14 protein-coding genes and 1 pseudogene are annotated in these 15,074 nt (G+C 68.5%); 6 read left to right on the top strand and 9 right to left on the bottom strand.

The window, feature by feature from the left end; genetic code table 11:
- Window positions 1–46: 46 nt before the first annotated feature.
- The 5 genes from glgB to D187_RS43255 all read right to left on the bottom strand — a co-directional run bounded on the left by glgB (window position 47) and on the right by D187_RS43255 (window position 7,957).
- A complete protein-coding gene (glgB, locus tag D187_RS43235; RefSeq protein ID WP_002620884.1) occupies window positions 47–2,248 on the bottom strand; it encodes a 1,4-alpha-glucan branching protein GlgB in 2,202 nt (733 codons plus the stop codon).
- Window positions 2,245–3,582, bottom strand: a complete 1,338-nt coding sequence (locus D187_RS43240; protein WP_002620886.1) for a phosphotransferase — start codon at window positions 3,580–3,582, stop codon at window positions 2,245–2,247. Before D187_RS43240 ends, glgB begins: the two co-directional genes overlap by 4 nt.
- Complete coding sequence (gene treS, locus D187_RS43245; protein ID WP_002620889.1) at window positions 3,579–5,237, bottom strand: maltose alpha-D-glucosyltransferase; 1,659 nt, start codon at window positions 5,235–5,237, stop codon at window positions 3,579–3,581. Before treS ends, D187_RS43240 begins: the two co-directional genes overlap by 4 nt.
- An 18-nt stretch (window positions 5,238–5,255) precedes the next feature.
- Window positions 5,256–7,256, bottom strand: coding sequence for an alpha-1,4-glucan--maltose-1-phosphate maltosyltransferase (locus D187_RS43250; protein ID WP_002620891.1), 2,001 nt, complete (start codon window positions 7,254–7,256; stop codon window positions 5,256–5,258).
- A 491-nt stretch (window positions 7,257–7,747) separates the two neighbouring features.
- Complete coding sequence (locus D187_RS43255) at window positions 7,748–7,957, bottom strand: hypothetical protein (protein ID WP_002620893.1); 210 nt, start codon at window positions 7,955–7,957, stop codon at window positions 7,748–7,750.
- A gap of 222 nt (window positions 7,958–8,179) precedes the next feature.
- On the opposite strand from D187_RS43255, the gene D187_RS43260 reads away from it, so the two are divergent.
- The 3 genes from D187_RS43260 to D187_RS43270 all read left to right on the top strand — a co-directional run bounded on the left by D187_RS43260 (window position 8,180) and on the right by D187_RS43270 (window position 10,611).
- The gene (locus D187_RS43260) at window positions 8,180–8,455 is read left to right on the top strand and encodes a hypothetical protein (RefSeq protein WP_002620895.1); all 276 of its coding nucleotides are present in this window, start codon (window positions 8,180–8,182) and stop codon (window positions 8,453–8,455) included.
- Between the two features lie 66 nt (window positions 8,456–8,521).
- Window positions 8,522–9,262: a PHP-associated domain-containing protein gene (locus D187_RS43265; RefSeq protein ID WP_002620896.1), complete on the top strand. Its 741-nt coding sequence runs from the start codon at window positions 8,522–8,524 to the stop codon at window positions 9,260–9,262.
- A gap of 41 nt (window positions 9,263–9,303) precedes the next feature.
- A complete protein-coding gene (locus tag D187_RS43270) occupies window positions 9,304–10,611 on the top strand; it encodes a PQQ-dependent sugar dehydrogenase (protein WP_002620898.1) in 1,308 nt (435 codons plus the stop codon).
- A gap of 56 nt (window positions 10,612–10,667) precedes the next feature.
- Here the strand turns inward: D187_RS43270 and D187_RS43275 are convergent, their stop codons facing one another.
- Together D187_RS43275 and D187_RS43280 are read right to left on the bottom strand one after the other, a co-directional pair.
- Complete coding sequence (locus D187_RS43275; protein ID WP_002620899.1) at window positions 10,668–11,396, bottom strand: hypothetical protein; 729 nt, start codon at window positions 11,394–11,396, stop codon at window positions 10,668–10,670.
- 15 nt (window positions 11,397–11,411) lie between these two features.
- Window positions 11,412–11,999 carry a hypothetical protein gene (locus tag D187_RS43280; protein WP_002620901.1) on the bottom strand — a complete coding sequence of 196 codons (588 nt, stop codon included), beginning with the start codon at window positions 11,997–11,999 and terminating at the stop codon, window positions 11,412–11,414.
- Window positions 12,000–12,303: 304 nt separating this feature from the next.
- On the opposite strand from D187_RS43280, the gene D187_RS59665 reads away from it, so the two are divergent.
- Complete coding sequence (locus tag D187_RS59665; RefSeq protein ID WP_002620903.1) at window positions 12,304–12,477, top strand: hypothetical protein; 174 nt, start codon at window positions 12,304–12,306, stop codon at window positions 12,475–12,477.
- Window positions 12,478–12,551: 74 nt separating this feature from the next.
- Here D187_RS59665 and D187_RS59670 read toward each other — a convergent pair.
- Together D187_RS59670 and D187_RS43290 are read right to left on the bottom strand one after the other, a co-directional pair.
- Window positions 12,552–12,650, bottom strand: a pseudogene (locus tag D187_RS59670) (FmdB family zinc ribbon protein); the annotation flags it as partial.
- Between the two features lie 14 nt (window positions 12,651–12,664).
- Entirely contained in the window at window positions 12,665–13,879 is a 1,215-nt protein-coding gene (locus tag D187_RS43290) for a hypothetical protein (protein WP_043434339.1), read from the bottom strand.
- 225 nt (window positions 13,880–14,104) lie between these two features.
- On the opposite strand from D187_RS43290, the gene D187_RS43295 reads away from it, so the two are divergent.
- Together D187_RS43295 and D187_RS43300 are read left to right on the top strand one after the other, a co-directional pair.
- On the top strand, window positions 14,105–14,548 hold the full coding sequence (locus tag D187_RS43295; protein ID WP_245591973.1) for a Fur family transcriptional regulator: 444 nt from the start codon (window positions 14,105–14,107) through the stop codon (window positions 14,546–14,548).
- The gene (locus D187_RS43300; protein WP_155893982.1) at window positions 14,545–15,069 is read left to right on the top strand and encodes a peroxiredoxin family protein; all 525 of its coding nucleotides are present in this window, start codon (window positions 14,545–14,547) and stop codon (window positions 15,067–15,069) included. The genes D187_RS43295 and D187_RS43300 overlap by 4 nt, the downstream gene beginning before the upstream one ends.
- Window positions 15,070–15,074 lie beyond the last annotated feature (5 nt).

Raw genomic sequence — 15,074 nt, forward strand, 5'->3', positions numbered from 1 at the left:
TGGGGCCGGGGCGGGGGAGCGAGCAGGGGGCAGCCACGGGGGACGCCTACCCCGGGGTGAACCAGAGCACGGACAGCGGGGGCAGGGTGAGCACCGCCGACGCGTCCTGGCCGTCCCAGCCCTGGGGCTCGGTGTGGATGCGGCCCTTGTTGCCCATGCCGGAGCCGCCGTACTCGCCGGCGTCCGTGTTGAGCAGCTCCACGTAGCTGCCGTGCCGGGGGAAGCCCACGCGGTAGTTCTCCTGGGGCATGGGCGACAGGTTGGCGATGCACACCACGTGGCCTCCCGGCTGGCGCGAGCGCCGCACGAAGGCGAGCACGTTGACGGCGGCCGAGTCGGGTTGGATCCACTGGAAGCCGAGCGGCTCGTTGTCCGCGTCGTACAGGGCGGGGTGCGAGCGGTAGAGCCGGTTGATGTCCGCCACCATGGACTGGATGCCAGCGTGGCCCGGGTGGTCCAGCAGGTGCCAGTCCAGGCTCTTGTCGTTGTTCCACTCGTGGGGCTGGCCGAACTCGCCACCCATGAAGAGCAGCTTCTTGCCCGGGTGTGCCCACATCCACGCGAGCAGCGAGCGCAGGTTGGCGCGCTTCTGCCAGTCGTCTCCCGGCATCTTCCCGTAGAGCGAGCCCTTGCCGTGCACCACCTCGTCATGGCTCAAGGGCAGCATGAAGTGCTCGCTGAAGGCATACAGCAGGCCGAAGGTGAGCTGGTTGTGGTGGTGCTGGCGGTAGATGGGATCCTTGCTGAAGTACATCAGCGTGTCGTGCATCCAGCCCATGTTCCACTTGAAGTGGAAGCCGAGGCCGCCCTCCTGCGTGGGCTGGCTCACCTTGGGCCACGCCGTGGACTCCTCGGCGATCATCACCGCGCCGGGGTACTTGGCGCGCACGCGATCATTGAGCTCGCGCATGAAGGAGATGGCTTCCTCGTTCTCGCGGCCCCCCCAGCGGTTGGGGATCCACTCGCCCGCCTTGCGGCTGTAGTCGAGGTAGAGCATGGAGGCGACGGCGTCCACGCGCAGTCCGTCGATGTGGTACTCCTCGAGCCAGAAGAGCGCGTTGGCGATGAGGAAGTTGCGCACCTCGTTGCGGCCGAAGTTGAAGACGTAGGTGCCCCAGTCCGGCTGCGAGCCCTGGCGCGGGTCCGCGTGCTCGTAGAGGGCGGTGCCGTCGAACTGGCCGAGCGCGTGGGCATCCCGGGGGAAGTGGCCGGGCACCCAGTCGAGGATGACGCCGATGCCGTTCTCGTGCAGGTGGTTGACGAGGAAGCGGAAGTCATCCGGGTGGCCGAAGCGAGCGGTGGGCGCGTAGTAGTTGCCCACCTGATAGCCCCAGGAGCCGCCGAAGGGGTGCTCCGCCACGGGCATCAGCTCCACGTGGGTGAAGCCCATCCTCTTCACGTAGTCGGTGAGCGCGGTGGCCATCTCCCGGTAGGTGAGGGAGCGGTCGCCGTCCTCCATCACGCGCCGCCACGAGGCCAGGTGCAGCTCGTAGACGGCCCAGGGCTCGCGGTGCACGTCCTTGTGGGCGCGCGCCTGCATCCACTGCCCGTCCGACCACTGGTATTGATCCAGGTTGTGCACCACGGAGGCCGTGGCGGGGGGGACCTCGGTGCGGAAGGCGAAGGGGTCCGCCTTGAGGATGCGGTGGCCGCCGTGGCCGGTGCGGATCTCGAACTTGTAGCGCGTGCCCTCGCCGACCTCGGGGACGAACAGCTCCCAGATGCCCGAGGAGCCCATGCGCCGCATGAGGTGCAACCGCCCGTCCCAGCTGTTGAAGTCACCCACCACGGACACGCTCGAGGCCGTGGGCGCCCACACCGCGAAGGCCACGCCGTGGATGCCGTTGTGGTGCACGGGATGGGCCCCCATGCGCTTCCACAACTGCTCGTGACGGCCCTCGCCCGCGTAGTACAGATCCTGATCTCCCAGCGTGGGCAGGAAGCTGTAGGGGTCGCGCAGGGTGAACGTCTTCTGGCCCGGGTACTCCACCTCCACCTGGTAGTTGAAGGCGTCCGTCTTTCCGTTGACGCGCGCCTCGAACACCCCGTCCACCCGCTTCGTCATGGGGATGCGCCCGCCGAACTCCGGCAGGACGTGGATCGCCACCGCGTCCGGGCGGTACGTGCGCACCACCACCCCGTCTCCATCCGGGTGGATGCCCAGCACGCGGTGGGGCTCGGCGTGCCGCAACTCGACGATCTGCTGCAGCTCCGCGTCCACCTGTTGCCGCTCGTTTGGCTTCTTCACTTGCGGACCTCCATCCTCATGAGGGCCTCGACGGGGATACGCACCCAGTCCGGCCGGTTCTGTAGCTCGTAGCGCACCTCGTAGAGCATCTTCTCCAGCTCGAAGGCGCCCAGCATCGCGGTGAAGCTCGCCTCGCTCTGCGGCAGGAAGGCCGCCCCGGCGGTGGCCGCGCGGTAGCCCTCCAGGAAGGCCTGACGCGCGGGCTGGAGGCGCTCCCCCTCGGGCTGGCCCTCCAGCCGCACCGTGGCCTCGGCGTAGTCGAAGGAGCGCAGCATGCCCGCCACGTCCCGCAGCGCCGAGTACTTCTCGCGCCGCTGGGTGAAGCTGCGGCCCGGCTCGCCCTCGAAGTCGAACAGGAGCCAGTCGCCTCCCGAGCGCAGCACCTGACCCAGGTGCAGGTCGCCATGGATGCGGATCTTCTGCCCCGAGGGCGGCACGTGCGCGAGCTGCCGCGCATGGCCGATGAGATCCTCGCGGCGGTTCTCCAGCTCGGGCGAGTGGCGCGCCGCCTGGCTGAGCGTCACGCCCATCTCCCCCACGATGGAGGCGCTCCAGCGCTGCACGTCCTCGGCGAGCAGGGGCTCGGGGGCGAACGCCGGCTCCTCCGTGTTGGAGGCGAGCGCGTGGTGCAACTGTCCCAGGCGCTCGCCGAGCACGCGCAAGTCCTTGAGGACCGCGTCCGACAGGCGCGGGCCCTGACGGAAGCAGTCCAGGGTGTAGCGCCAGCCGTCGGTGACGTCGGGGATGAAGCGGTGCACCACGGCGAGCGTGGCCCCCGCGGGCCCCTCGGACTGCAACGCGCCGAGCAGCGTGGGCGTGGCGCGGAAGGACGTCTTCGTCGCCAGGAAGCGGCCCACCTCGTACTCGGGGTTGATGCCGGCCTCGAGCTTGCGGATGACCTTGAGGATGAGCTGCTCGCCCACCACCACCGAGGTGTTGCTCTGCTCCACCTGGAGCCGACGCACCGGCAGGGGAGAGGGCAGGGCGATGAGCCCCTCGGGCGTGTCGAGCCACTCGCCCACCAGCTTGCCGGAGGCGCTGGGCAGCTCGCGCTTCTCGCGGATGAGCTGGAAGAGGGCGCGCAGCACCTCCGCGTCCTCGAAGGCGTCCTTCACGCCCTCCTCGGAGGGGAGCACGGGCAGCAGGTAGCGCTCGGGCGAGCCCAGCTCGTAGAGGACCTCCACCACCGCGAGGGTGAAGGAGCGGTCGCCGGGCAGGTCCACGTTGACGTGGTCCACGGTGGACACGGACTTGATGGGCCAGGCCTTGCCGGCGAACCAGCGCTGGCCGCGCAGGTAGTCCGGGAGCTTCGTCAGATCGATTGGTGCCGTCATGGCATTCCCCTCCCGGGAGCGGGCTTCTCGAGGCGGAACCACAGGAACATGTAGGGTCCGAGGGTTATCTGATAGGGCAGGCTGGAGATCATGGGGAAGGGCGTCTCGCCCATGAGCTCCACGGGAATCTGTCCTTCCCAATCGCGCAGGTCCAACACGCCGGGCTGCGCGAAGCGCGACAGGTTGCAGACGATGAGGATGGACTGCCCCTCGTGCTCGCGCATGAACGCGAGCACCTTGCGGTTGTCCGGATTGAGCCAGCGCAGCTGGCCCATGGCGAAGGCGGGGTAGCGCTGGCGCACGCGGATGAGGCGCTTGACCCAGCTGAGCAGCGACGAGCGCGTGCGCTCCTGGGCCTCCACGTTGATGCTCTGATAGCCATACACCGGGTCGCCGATGACGGGGGCGAACAGGCGCGCGCCATCCGCGCGCGAGAAGCCCGCGTTGCGATCGCTCGTCCACTGCATGGGGGTGCGCACCCCGTTGCGATCGCCCAGGTAGATGTTGTCCCCCATGCCGATTTCATCCCCGTAGTACATGACGGGGGTGCCGGGCAGGGTGAACAGCAGGCTGTGCATCAGCTCGATTCGCCGCCGCCCGTTGTCCATGAGCGGCGCGAGCCGCCGCCGGATGCCCAGGTTGATGCGCATGCGCGGATCCGTGGCGTACTCCCGGTACATGTAGTCCCGGTCCTCGTCCGTCACCATCTCCAGCGTGAGCTCGTCGTGGTTGCGCAGGAAGATGGCCCACTGACAGTTCTCGGGGATGTCCGGCGTCTGCTGGAGGATCTCCACGATGGGCGTGCGGTCCTCGCGGCGCACCGCCATGAACAGGCGGGGCATCACGGGGAAGTGGAAGCCCATGTGGAACTCGTCGCCCTCGCCGAAGTAGACGCGCACGTCGGCGGGCCACTGGTTGGCCTCGGCCAGCAGCATCTTGTCCGGGTACTCCGCGTCGATCGTCTTGCGCAGCTTCTTGAGGAAGGCGTGCGTCTCCGGGAGGTTCTCGCAGTTGGTGCCCTCGCGCTCGAACAGGTAGGGCACGGCGTCGCAGCGGAAGCCGTCCACGCCCATGTTCAGCCAGAAGCGCATGACGTCCAGCATGGCCTCCTGGACCTCGGGGTTGTCGTAGTTGAGGTCCGGCTGGTGGCTGAAGAAGCGGTGCCAGAAGTACTGCTTGGCCACCGGATCCCACGTCCAGTTGGAGCGCTCGGTGTCCAGGAAGATGATGCGCGCGCCCTTGTACTTGTCGTCCGTGTCGCTCCAGACGTAGTAGTCGCGCTTGGGGCTCTTCGGATCGCGCCGGGCCTCCTGGAACCAGGCGTGCTGGTCGCTCGTGTGGTTGACGACGAGCTCGCTGATGATGCGGATGTCGCGCTTGTGCGCCTCGTCGATGAGGCGCTGGAAGTCCGCGAGCGTGCCGTAGTCCGGGTGCACCGCGTAGAAGTCCGCGATGTCGTAGCCGTCATCCCTCAGGGGCGAGGGATAGTGCGGCAGGAGCCACAGGCAGGTGATGCCCAGGTCCTGCAGGTAGGGCAGCTTCTCGATGAGCCCGGGGATGTCCCCGTGTCCGTCGCCATTGGAGTCATGGAAGGCGCGGATGTGGAGCTCGTAGATGACGGCTTTCTTAAACCAGAGCGGGTCCGTCTGGGTCATGGATGGGGAGCCTTGGCCTTATTCGTAGTAGTCGAACGCTTGCTCACTGCGGCGGAAGCGGTAGATGGCCCAGATCGACGCGGGCTGCTCGGGCGTGAGCCGCACGTGCGCCGTGGGTCCTTGCCACAAGCCGCGCGTGTCCGTCATCAACTCATGCACCTGGTACGTCTCGTCGGGGGCGATCCCCAACTCCTCCAGGGGCACGTGCAGCACGGATTCCTGCGCGTTGAAGGGATCGAAGCTCACCGCCACCAGCACCTGGCTCGTGCCGTCCGGGGTGCGCTTGAGATACGACATGACCTGCTCGTTCTCCGAGGGGAAGAAGCGCAGGTTGTCGTAGAGCTGGAAGGCGCGGTGGCGCTGGCGGATGCCATTGAGCCGGGCGATGTAGTCGCGGATGTTGCCCGGCTGCTCCGGATTCCACGCCTTGAGCTGGTACTTCTCCGAGTCGAGGTACTCCTCCTTGCCCGGCGCCACGGGGGTGCCGTCACAGAACTCGTAGCCGCAGTACATGCCCCACACGCTCGAGAGCGTGGCGGCCATGGCGGCGCGCAGCCGGAAGCCCGCGGGGCCACTGCGCTGGAGGAACTCGGGGAGGATGTCCGGCGTGTTGGGCCAGAGGTTGCCGCGCATGTAGTCGGACACGGGCGGGCTCGTGATCTCCTCCAGGTACTCCTCCATCTCCTGCTTGAAGTTGCGCCAGGTGAAGTAGGTGTACGACTGCTGGAAGCCGAGCTTGGCCAGGGCCTTCATCACCTTGGGGCGGGTGAACGCCTCGGCGAGGAAGACGACGTCGGGGCGCTCGGTCTGCACCTCGCGGATCATCCACGCCCAGAACTGCATGGGCTTGGTGTGCGGGTTGTCCACGCGGAAGATGCGCACGCCCTGGTTCACCCAGTGCATGACGACGCTCTTGAGTTCCGGCCACAGCGTGTCGCGCGCGGGGCCGAGCCAGTCGAAGTTGACGATGTCCTCGTAGCGCTTGGGCGGGTTCTCCGCCGTCTTGATGGTGCCGTCGGGCCGGTGGAGGAACCACTCGGGGTGTTCCTTCACGTAGGGGTGGTCCGGCGAGCACTGATAGGCCAGATCCATGGCGATCTCGATGCCGTGGGCGTTGGCCTCCTTCACGAAGCGCGCGAAGTCCTCGAGCGTGCCGAGCTGGGGGTGGATGGCCTTGTGGCCGCCCTCGGCGCCGCCGATGGCCCAGGGGCTGCCCACGTCGTCGGGGCCGGCGGTGAGGCTGTTGTTCTTGCCCTTGCGCGCCTTGAGGCCGATGGGGTGCACCGGCGGCAGGTAGATGACGTCGAAGCCCATGTCGCGCACGTAGGGCAGCCACTTCTCCGCGTCCTTGAACGTGCCGTGCGTGCGCCCGTCGCGCACCGCCGAGCGCGGGAAGAACTCGTACCAGGAGCCGTAGCGCGCCTTCTCCCGGTCCACGAAGACCTCGAGCACCCGCTCATAGCGCGTGGCGACCGAGCGGTCCGCGTACGCCGAGGCCGTCTGGAGCAGGGTGGGGTCCATGGCCGCGGCGATGGCGCGGTGGTTCATCCCCGCGTCGAAGAGCTTCGCCGCCTCGAGGAAGTGCCGGGCGTGCTCGGGACTGCCGGCCTTCTCGGCGCGCTCGGCGTGGCCGCGCAGCATCGCGGCGCCCTCGAGCAGCTCGCTCTTCACGTCGCGGCCCGCGTCCACCTTGCGCTTGAGCTCGGACACCCACGTCGCGAAGAAGTCCGGCCAGGCCTCCACCGTGTACTCGTAGCGGCCGTTGCTCAAGAGCGGCACCGAGGCCTCGAACAAGTCGTTGCCCTTGGCCACCATGGGGATCTCGGCCCACTCCGTCGCCTGGGGCTTGGGCGCGGATTGCCTCCAGCGCACCACCGCCACCAGGACATCGTGTCCCTCCTTGAAGATGTCCGCTTGCACGACGAGGGACTCGCCCTCGACCCGCTTCACCGCCCAGCGGCCCGCGTCCAGCTGCGGCCGCACATTCTCGATGACCGTGCTTCCGATTCTTTCGCTCATAGATGGAGGCGGCCCCTTATAGGTCTCCGCGTCGTGATGCCGACGCCGTCTTTCACCATGGGTTGATGCTGGACGCTCCAAGCGTCCGGCCCGTTTGCTGGTGAACGTTAGGAACGGCTCGGCGAGGTGCCCACCCGCGCGCGTCACTTCGTTCGCGCCTCACGCCCCGCCGCGTGAGCGGGCAGCCGAGCTCGCGGGGTTCGCGGGCCAAAGGGGGCGGGGGAGGTGCTCGCCCCGTGGACGGGACATGACCTCGAAGATGACCTCGTGCGCCAGACTTGACAGGTCAGGCGAGCGGGAGCACCATGCACGTGTCGCTCAGGCGGGGGGACGGGGAAGGAGTTCTGTGACGAAGCCCCGTGGGGGTCTCGGAACTCCACATCCATCCAGGAGAAGGGGTACGGCCCGCGTCCTCGTCGTGCCCCCGGGTTGAGCAGAGGGGAGGGGAGGAGCGCGGCGGGTCGCGCTTCAGAGGAGAAGACGGAACGGAGCTACGGCTGCTGGGGCTGCGGCTGCGGGGACTTGTGCTTGTAGAAGAGGACCAGGGTGTAGCAGTGGAACTCGTTGTCGCTGGACTGGCAGACGACCCGGTCGACGATTTCCAGATCCGAGTTGCTCTTGAGCCAGCGGGTCACGTTCTCGCCCAGCTCCTCCCGCTCCTTGGCCTTCGTCGCGGAGAACACCTTCACGCCCGTGAACATCGCCTTCCACTCCTTGCGCTGTGATTTTGTACTGAGTGTACGGAAGGTTACCGCGCGCTCTCCATAGGTGTCAAAAAAGCTTACCTCTGGGCCTACCCGTGGTGATCGGCCCCCCCGGGGGTTCCCCCCTGGACGCGCGTGCCTAGATTCCAGGAGTCGATGGCTGTGGCTCCCGAGGGAAGGGCCTTCGGGTGTGCAGGGGATGGGCGAAGGGGGCAAATCATGGATGTGAAGACCAAGAAGGACCTGGCGGTCGACTTCATCAACGAGATCCGCACGATGGATCCCGCCGCGCTCAACGCGCTGATCGTCAAGGAAGCAGGCGAGGATCTGGCCCAGTTCTTCTTGAACTACAGCGCCAATCTCATCTCCAAGGATCCCTCGCGGGTGCTGGAGAACACCTCGTCGCTGATGCTGATGGGCTACCTCATCCGCACCCACGAGGAGCGCAACACCCAGGTGAAGCAGTCGGGCATCCAGGGCTACGCGTTCGCCTGAATCGAGCGGGGCGGGGTGCGCCGAGGCTCGACAGCTCCCACGGGAGCCTGTTAGGGAGCGGCGCCCATGCTCATCGATTTGCACGCGCATTCCTACCTGTCCAAGGACTGTGACCTGGACCCGCGCGCGGTCCTGGATCGCGCCGCGATGTTCGGCCTGGATGGAGTGGCCTTCACGGAGACCAACACCCAGGACGGATGCGACGAGCTGTTCGAGATCGGCGCCAAGGCCAAGGTCAAGGTCTTCGTCGGCCTGGAGCTCATCACCGACCGTGGACAGTACCTGTGCTTCTTCCCGAAGCCGGAGAACGCCCCCGAGCCGGTGCAGCTGTGGGGCAGCAACCGCGAGAAGCCGTGGAGCGCCGCGGAGTGCCTGCCCAAGGTGCGCTCGCTCGGCGCGGCCATCGTCGCGGCGCGCCCGTATGACCGGGACTCGAGCCACCCGGCCATGGACTACGTGCGTTCGCTCGGCGGGCTGGTGTGCGCGGTGGAGGGGTACAACGCCCGCGTGAAGCAGACGGCGAACGACCTGGCGGTGGAAGCCGCCGAGGCGCTCAAGGTGCCGTGCACGGGGGGCAGTGACGCGCGCGCCACGGTGGACGAGGTGGGCTACGGCGCCACCTTCTTCAAGACGCCCATCCAGACACAGGAGCAGCTCGTGGCGGCCCTGCTGGCTGGCGACTTCCATCCCGTCATGGCCGGGGAGCTGCCCCGGCTCACGCGTCCCGGCGAGGCCCAGGCGGCCCGTGCTTCCGGCAAGCAGCAACGCCGCGGGGGCGGCGGTGGGGGTGGACGCCGCCGCCGGTAGTCACCACCTCCTTCGAGCTTTCGACTCGAGGAGGGGTGTTCATGAAGAAGTGGAAGAACGCGTGTTTTCCGGCCGTGGTGCTGCTCGCCGCCTGCTCTCACTCCCCGCAGAACCCGGATGGCACTCCGGACGGCAACCCGGGCCCCGCGCTTCCCGCCCCCGACACGAACCACGACGTGAAGAACTACAGCCGGGTCATCGGCTGGCCGGAGGGCAAGACGCCCGTGGCTCCGGAAGGGTTCGGGGTGACGAAGTACGCGGATGGCCTGCGCAATCCCCGCTGGCTCTACGTCCTGCCCAACGGCGACGTGTTGGTGGCCGAGGCCAGCACCGAGCCCAAGAGCCAGGGCGCGCTCCGCGAGGCCCAGCGCTCCGGCAAGGCCGAGTCCCAGCAACTGGGTGACAGCGCCAACCGCATCACGCTCCTGCGCGACACCGACGGCGATGGGGCCCCCGACGTGCGGGAAGTCTTCCTCCAGGGGTTGAAGCAGCCGCTGGGCATGTTGCTGCTCGGGGACCGGTTCTACGTCGCCAACACGGACGGGCTCTGGCGCTACCCGTACGAGGCGGGGCGCACCTCCATCCAGGCCCCGGGCCAGAAGCTGCTGGAGCTGCCCGCCGGGGGCTACAACAACCACTGGACGCGCAACCTGCTGGCCAACGCGGACGGCTCGAAGATCTACGTGTCGGTGGGCTCCGCCAGCAATGTCGCCGAGCACGGCATCGACGAGGAGCGGCGCCGCGCGAACATCCTCGAGGTGAACCCCGATGGCAGCGGCGAGCGCGTCTACGCGAGCGGCTTGCGCAACCCCGTGGGCATGGGGTGGGCCCCCGGCACGAGCACGCTGTGGACCGTGGTCAACGAGCGGGATTACCTCGGGGATGAGCTGGTGCCGGACTACCTGACGGGCGTCAAGGAGGGGGGCTTCTACGGCTGGCCCTACGCCTACTTCGGCATCCACGAGGATCCCCGGCTGGCCGGACAGCGGCCGGACCTGGTGAGCCAGACGCTGGTGCCGGACGTGGCGCTGGGCGCGCACACCGCCTCGCTGGGGCTCGCCTTCTACACGGGCAGCGCCTTCCCCGAGAAGTACCGGGGCGGGGCGTTCATCGGCCAGCACGGCTCGTGGAACCGCTCGGAGCTGTCCGGCTACAAGGTCGTCTTCGTGCCCTTCGAGGACGGCCGCCCGAGCGGAGCGCCCGAGGACTTCCTGACGGGCTTCATCGCCAACCCCGAGACGTCCGAGGTGTATGGTCGGCCGGTGGGGCTCGCGGTGCTGCCCGACGGAGCCCTGCTGGTGGCGGATGACTCGAGCAACACCGTCTGGCGCGTCGCGCCCCGCCGCTGAAGCCCGCTCGCGCCGCCCCCGGAGGTGACGGCGCGAGGCGGGCGGGGGAGCCGGGCCTACTTCGCCGCGTCCGGCTTCCCCTCTTCGACGCGAGACACGACGCCATCGGTGAGGAACACCCGGCGCTTGCCACCGGGGTAGATCCACTCCTGGTTCACCCGCTGGCCCTCCAACGTGCGGCGGATGCTCTCGGGATGGCCCCAGGACATCTCCACCGCCGCCTCGGGCATGTTCTCCAGCACCCGCTTCTGCTTGACGGCGTCCTGGAAGCGCGCCGAGAGCTTCGCCAGACGCGGCTCCTGCGGTGGCAGGTAGCGATCCATCTCCGCCAGCAGATCCTCCTTCTTGTCGATCCCCGGCCGGAGCACGAGGATGACGGGGGCGCCGGGCGCGCCTTCCACGTCCAGGTAGACCCAGGGCTGGGTGCGGGGCGAGTACAGCACCCGCTCCGCCATGGTCCAGGACGTGGGGAACTCCACCTTGGTCACCCGCACCGTCGTGCCCGCGGGCACCAGGGACTGCACCGGGCCGGGGTTGATGGGGTTGCCCTTGGTGTCGTTGAGCAGACGCACCTCCTCGGGAGGGTAGGGCGTCAGCAGCCGCTTGGAGGCGTCCCCGAAGAAGGGAGTGATGTAGCTGGAGGTCTTCAGGTGGCGCACCGCCGCCGGGCCCGTGGTCAGGTCATGCTGGAGCGCCGTGCGATCCTCCGCGCTGAGCTTGGTCTGGCTCACGCAGGCCGTGGCGAGCACGGGGAGGAGCAGGGACAGAGCGAGGCGTCGTGTCATGGAAGGGACCTCGCGTCAGAAGGAGAAGGCGAAGGCCCGGGTGGTGACGCGGGGCGCCTCGCGGCCACCCGTGACGTCCGCCACGAGCACCGCGCGCTTGCGCGTCTCCTCGACGATGCGGCCGCCGCCCGCCTTCTGGTAGGCGTCGATGCCCTGGATGATGTGCGAGGCGAGCAGTCCCAGGCCGCCCAGGCCCCAGAACCAGGGCACCACGAGCGCGCTCAGCACGCTGCCCACCACGATGAGGGCCACGTCGATGACCAGGAAGAGGATGAAGCCGCCGCTGTCACCGGCGATGAGGTGACCCGTGCCGAAGCCGACGAGCAGACCCAGCACGAGCGCGAGCACGGGCTCGGTGCCGGAGCTCACCGCGCCACCGGTGTCCAGGGGCAGCATGGGGCCGTCCATCAGCGCCAGCCGCTGGGCGTCCGTGAGGCGCAGGGCGGGCGTCTGGGAAGGCTTGAAGGTGGCCGCCAGCTCCACGCCCTCCAGCAGCCGGGCATGACGACCCTGGGCGCTCTGGGCGAAGGAGATCGAGGGATCCGCGGAGGACTCCACGGGGGTGACGGCCAACAGGGAAGCAACCAACAGTGAGACGAACATGAAGAGCGACCTCGGTTGGACTGCGGTGAGGACGCCCTCCTTACCTCAATGGCCGGAACTCAACGATGCATTGTCGTCTGTCCGTGAGCGCTGCTCTCCACAACCCTTCACCGGTGGACAGATGGGTCCGCGGCCGTCGGGGTCCGGCACCAGCAGGAAACGGCCCAGACCACGGGCATCGGTCAACTCGGGATGGCCACAGAGCACGCAGCGGCGGGGTGGACGCTTGGAGGGAGGAAAGGGCACGAGGCCCAGTTTCCCCCCGCTCCCGGGGGCTCGCGACTTTTCCGCCCCTCAGCTGCTCTTGGCCGCCACGGGCGTGCTGGGCGCGCTGCTGGTGCTCGAGGACGACGAGCCGCCCGACGACGTGCTCGCGGAGGAGGAGGAGCTGTCGCTCGAGGACGCGCTGCTGGACGAGGACGAGCTGCTGCTGCTGCTCGACGAGGACGAGCCGCCGTCCTTCTTCGTGGAGCCGTAGAGGTCGGCGTACCAGCCCCCGCCCTTGAGGACGAAGCTGGTGCGGCTGACGACGCGGCTGAGCGAGTTCTGGGTGCCACAGGCCGAGCACTTCTCGGGCGTCGGATCGCTGACCTTCTGCAGCACGTCGATCGTCTTTCCACAGGAACCGCAGGCGTATTCGTAGATGGGCATTGACGGGCCTCTTTCTAGGTCGTGGAGGGAGGAGTGGAATCCGGCGTCCGCTTGCGCAGCGCCTCGGCCACGCCCAGGCGCTCGAGTGCGCGGAGCACCAGCTCGGACGGGGCCCCATGCTTGCGTCCCACCGTCTCCGCGAGCGCGGTGAGCGACGGGGCCTCCGGGAGATCATCACGCACGAGGAGCTCCAGCTCCCGGCGCAGCATGTCCGTGAAGCGCTTCTTGATGCCCAGGTCGAGCAGGTACTTCTCGCGCCCGAGCAGATCCAGCTTCTGGGTGAGGTTGCGCGCGGTGAGCGCCTCGCGGCGGAAGCGCTCGCGCACCTCCTCGACTTCCTTGGCGATGCCGCCGCGGTTCTCCACGAGCTTGAGCTCGGAGGGGCTCAGCCCCAGCGCCCAGCCCACCCGGCCCGAGGCGCCCCGGTGCTCGGTGAAGGCGGACAGCAGGGACGTCTGCTCGCGGCGCTTGAGGGCCTCCAGGAGCCCGTGCGCCTTGAGCGCGCCCTCCACCTCGTCCAGCGTCAGATCTCCGCGCGCGCCGTTGTACTGCTGTTCCAGGTTGCGCAGCAGGGCGAAGCGGTGCTCGCTCGCCTCCACCAGCGCCTCCAGCGCGTCCTTGCCGGCGGGGCGCAGCAGCTCCTGGTAGCCCGTCTTGGGGGCCTCCAGGCGGGTGAAGCGGCCGCGGGGCTTGGGCAGATCCCTCTTGAGGAAGCTGGGGGCCTCCTGCTCGTCGGCCTCGGGGGGAAGGGACTCGGCGGCCGGGCGCTTGCGCGGAGCGATGCGCGACTGCACCGTCTCCCCGGCGGAGGCGGGGGCCACCTCGGGCCGGGCGGGCACGGGCGCCGGCACCGGACGCGAGGGAGGGAGGGCGAACGAGGGGACCTCGGGGGTGGGAGGGGGCGCGGGGGGCCGCTTCTCCTCGTGCACCCGGGCCAACTCGCGCACCACGTCGTAGTAGCCGCAGCCTTGCCGCGTCGCGGCGAGCTCGGGGGCGGTGCCCTGGAGGACATCGATCACGGCGAAAGGCCCGAGGGGCGTGGCCCCGGGCTCGGCATCCGTCAAGGAACGGACGCGGAAGTCGTCCGACTCGGCCAGCAAGGCGAGCGCCTCACGGACCTCGGTGGGGGTTGCAGGCGAATGGGCTCGCCGGCAGTAGTCGGAGACGGCCACCGCCACGGGGGTGGGCACGTCATCGGGTTGCCGTTGTCTCTGCCAGGGACGGTTCATGAAAATCGCGGAAAAATGCTCGTTTACGAGGCCGGGTGCCTCTATCTTCGCTGGCGGACGGGTGTCAATGAATCCGGCGGACGCCAATCTAAACAGTCCGTGGATGTTGCAAGTCGGTACTACACCTGAGCAGAAGGGAGTGCATCCCGCACATACGGGTGCACACCTTGTGACCCATGAGGGCCGCGTGGTGGCTCGGGAGGCAGGCGAGCTTTGAACCGGAATATGGACGAGGTGCTTCAGCACTACATGGCGCAGCACGGGCTGAAAAGCACCCGTCAGCGCAGCCTCATCATCGACACCTTCTTCTCGGTGGGGGGGCACCTGTCCGTCGAGGAGTTGTGGAACAAGGTCCGAGAACAGGACATCAAGGTGTCCGTGGCCACGGTCTACCGGACGATGAAACTGCTCGGGGAGTGTGGGCTGGCCCATGCGCGCAACTTCGGCGACGGGCAGACGCGCTACGAGGCGGCCGCGGGACGTCACCACCACGATCATCTCATCTGCACCCACTGCGGCACCATCGTCGAGTTCGAGGATGATCGCATCGAGCAGATGCAGGACGGCGTGGCGCGCAAGCACGGCTTCACGGTGACGTCGCACAAGATGGAGCTGTACGGGCTGTGCCGGAACTGCCAGCGCGGCGGCAAGGCCAAGAGCGAGGCATGAGGCGCATGGGCCGGGCCTTGGGAGTCGCCCTGGTGCTCGCCCTGGCCGGCTGTCACCACGCCCCCCAGGAGCCGCTGCCCGGACAGGCGGCTACTTCCCCCTACCTGCGCGCGCTGTGGCTGCCCGCGGTGGGGCCGGCGCCCTGGAACTGGCGCACCCTGCCGGGGAAGGTGGTCCTGGTGTCCTTCTTCGCCTCGTGGAGCTTCCCCTCCCTGGCCCAGTTGCCCACGTTGCAGGCGCTCCAGAAGGAGCACGGCGCCCAGGGCTTCCAGGTGGTGCTGGTGGGGTTGGATCTCGACGGGGCCCTCACCCTGGCGCCCTTCGCCGAGCAGTACGCGCTCGAGTTCCCGGTGCTGGTGTCCGACACGGCCCTGCAGCAGGGCCAGAGCGCCTTCGGGCTCATCCCCGCGCTGCCCGCCACCTTCCTCCTGGACAGGCAGGGGCAGGTGGCCGGCGCCTGGCAGGGGATGGCCGGCCATGGGGCCCTGTCCGAGGCGGTCCAGGCGCTGCTGAAGCGCTGAGGCCC

It is taken from the genome of Cystobacter fuscus DSM 2262 (assembly GCF_000335475.2).
GTDB lineage: Bacteria > Myxococcota > Myxococcia > Myxococcales > Myxococcaceae > Cystobacter > Cystobacter fuscus.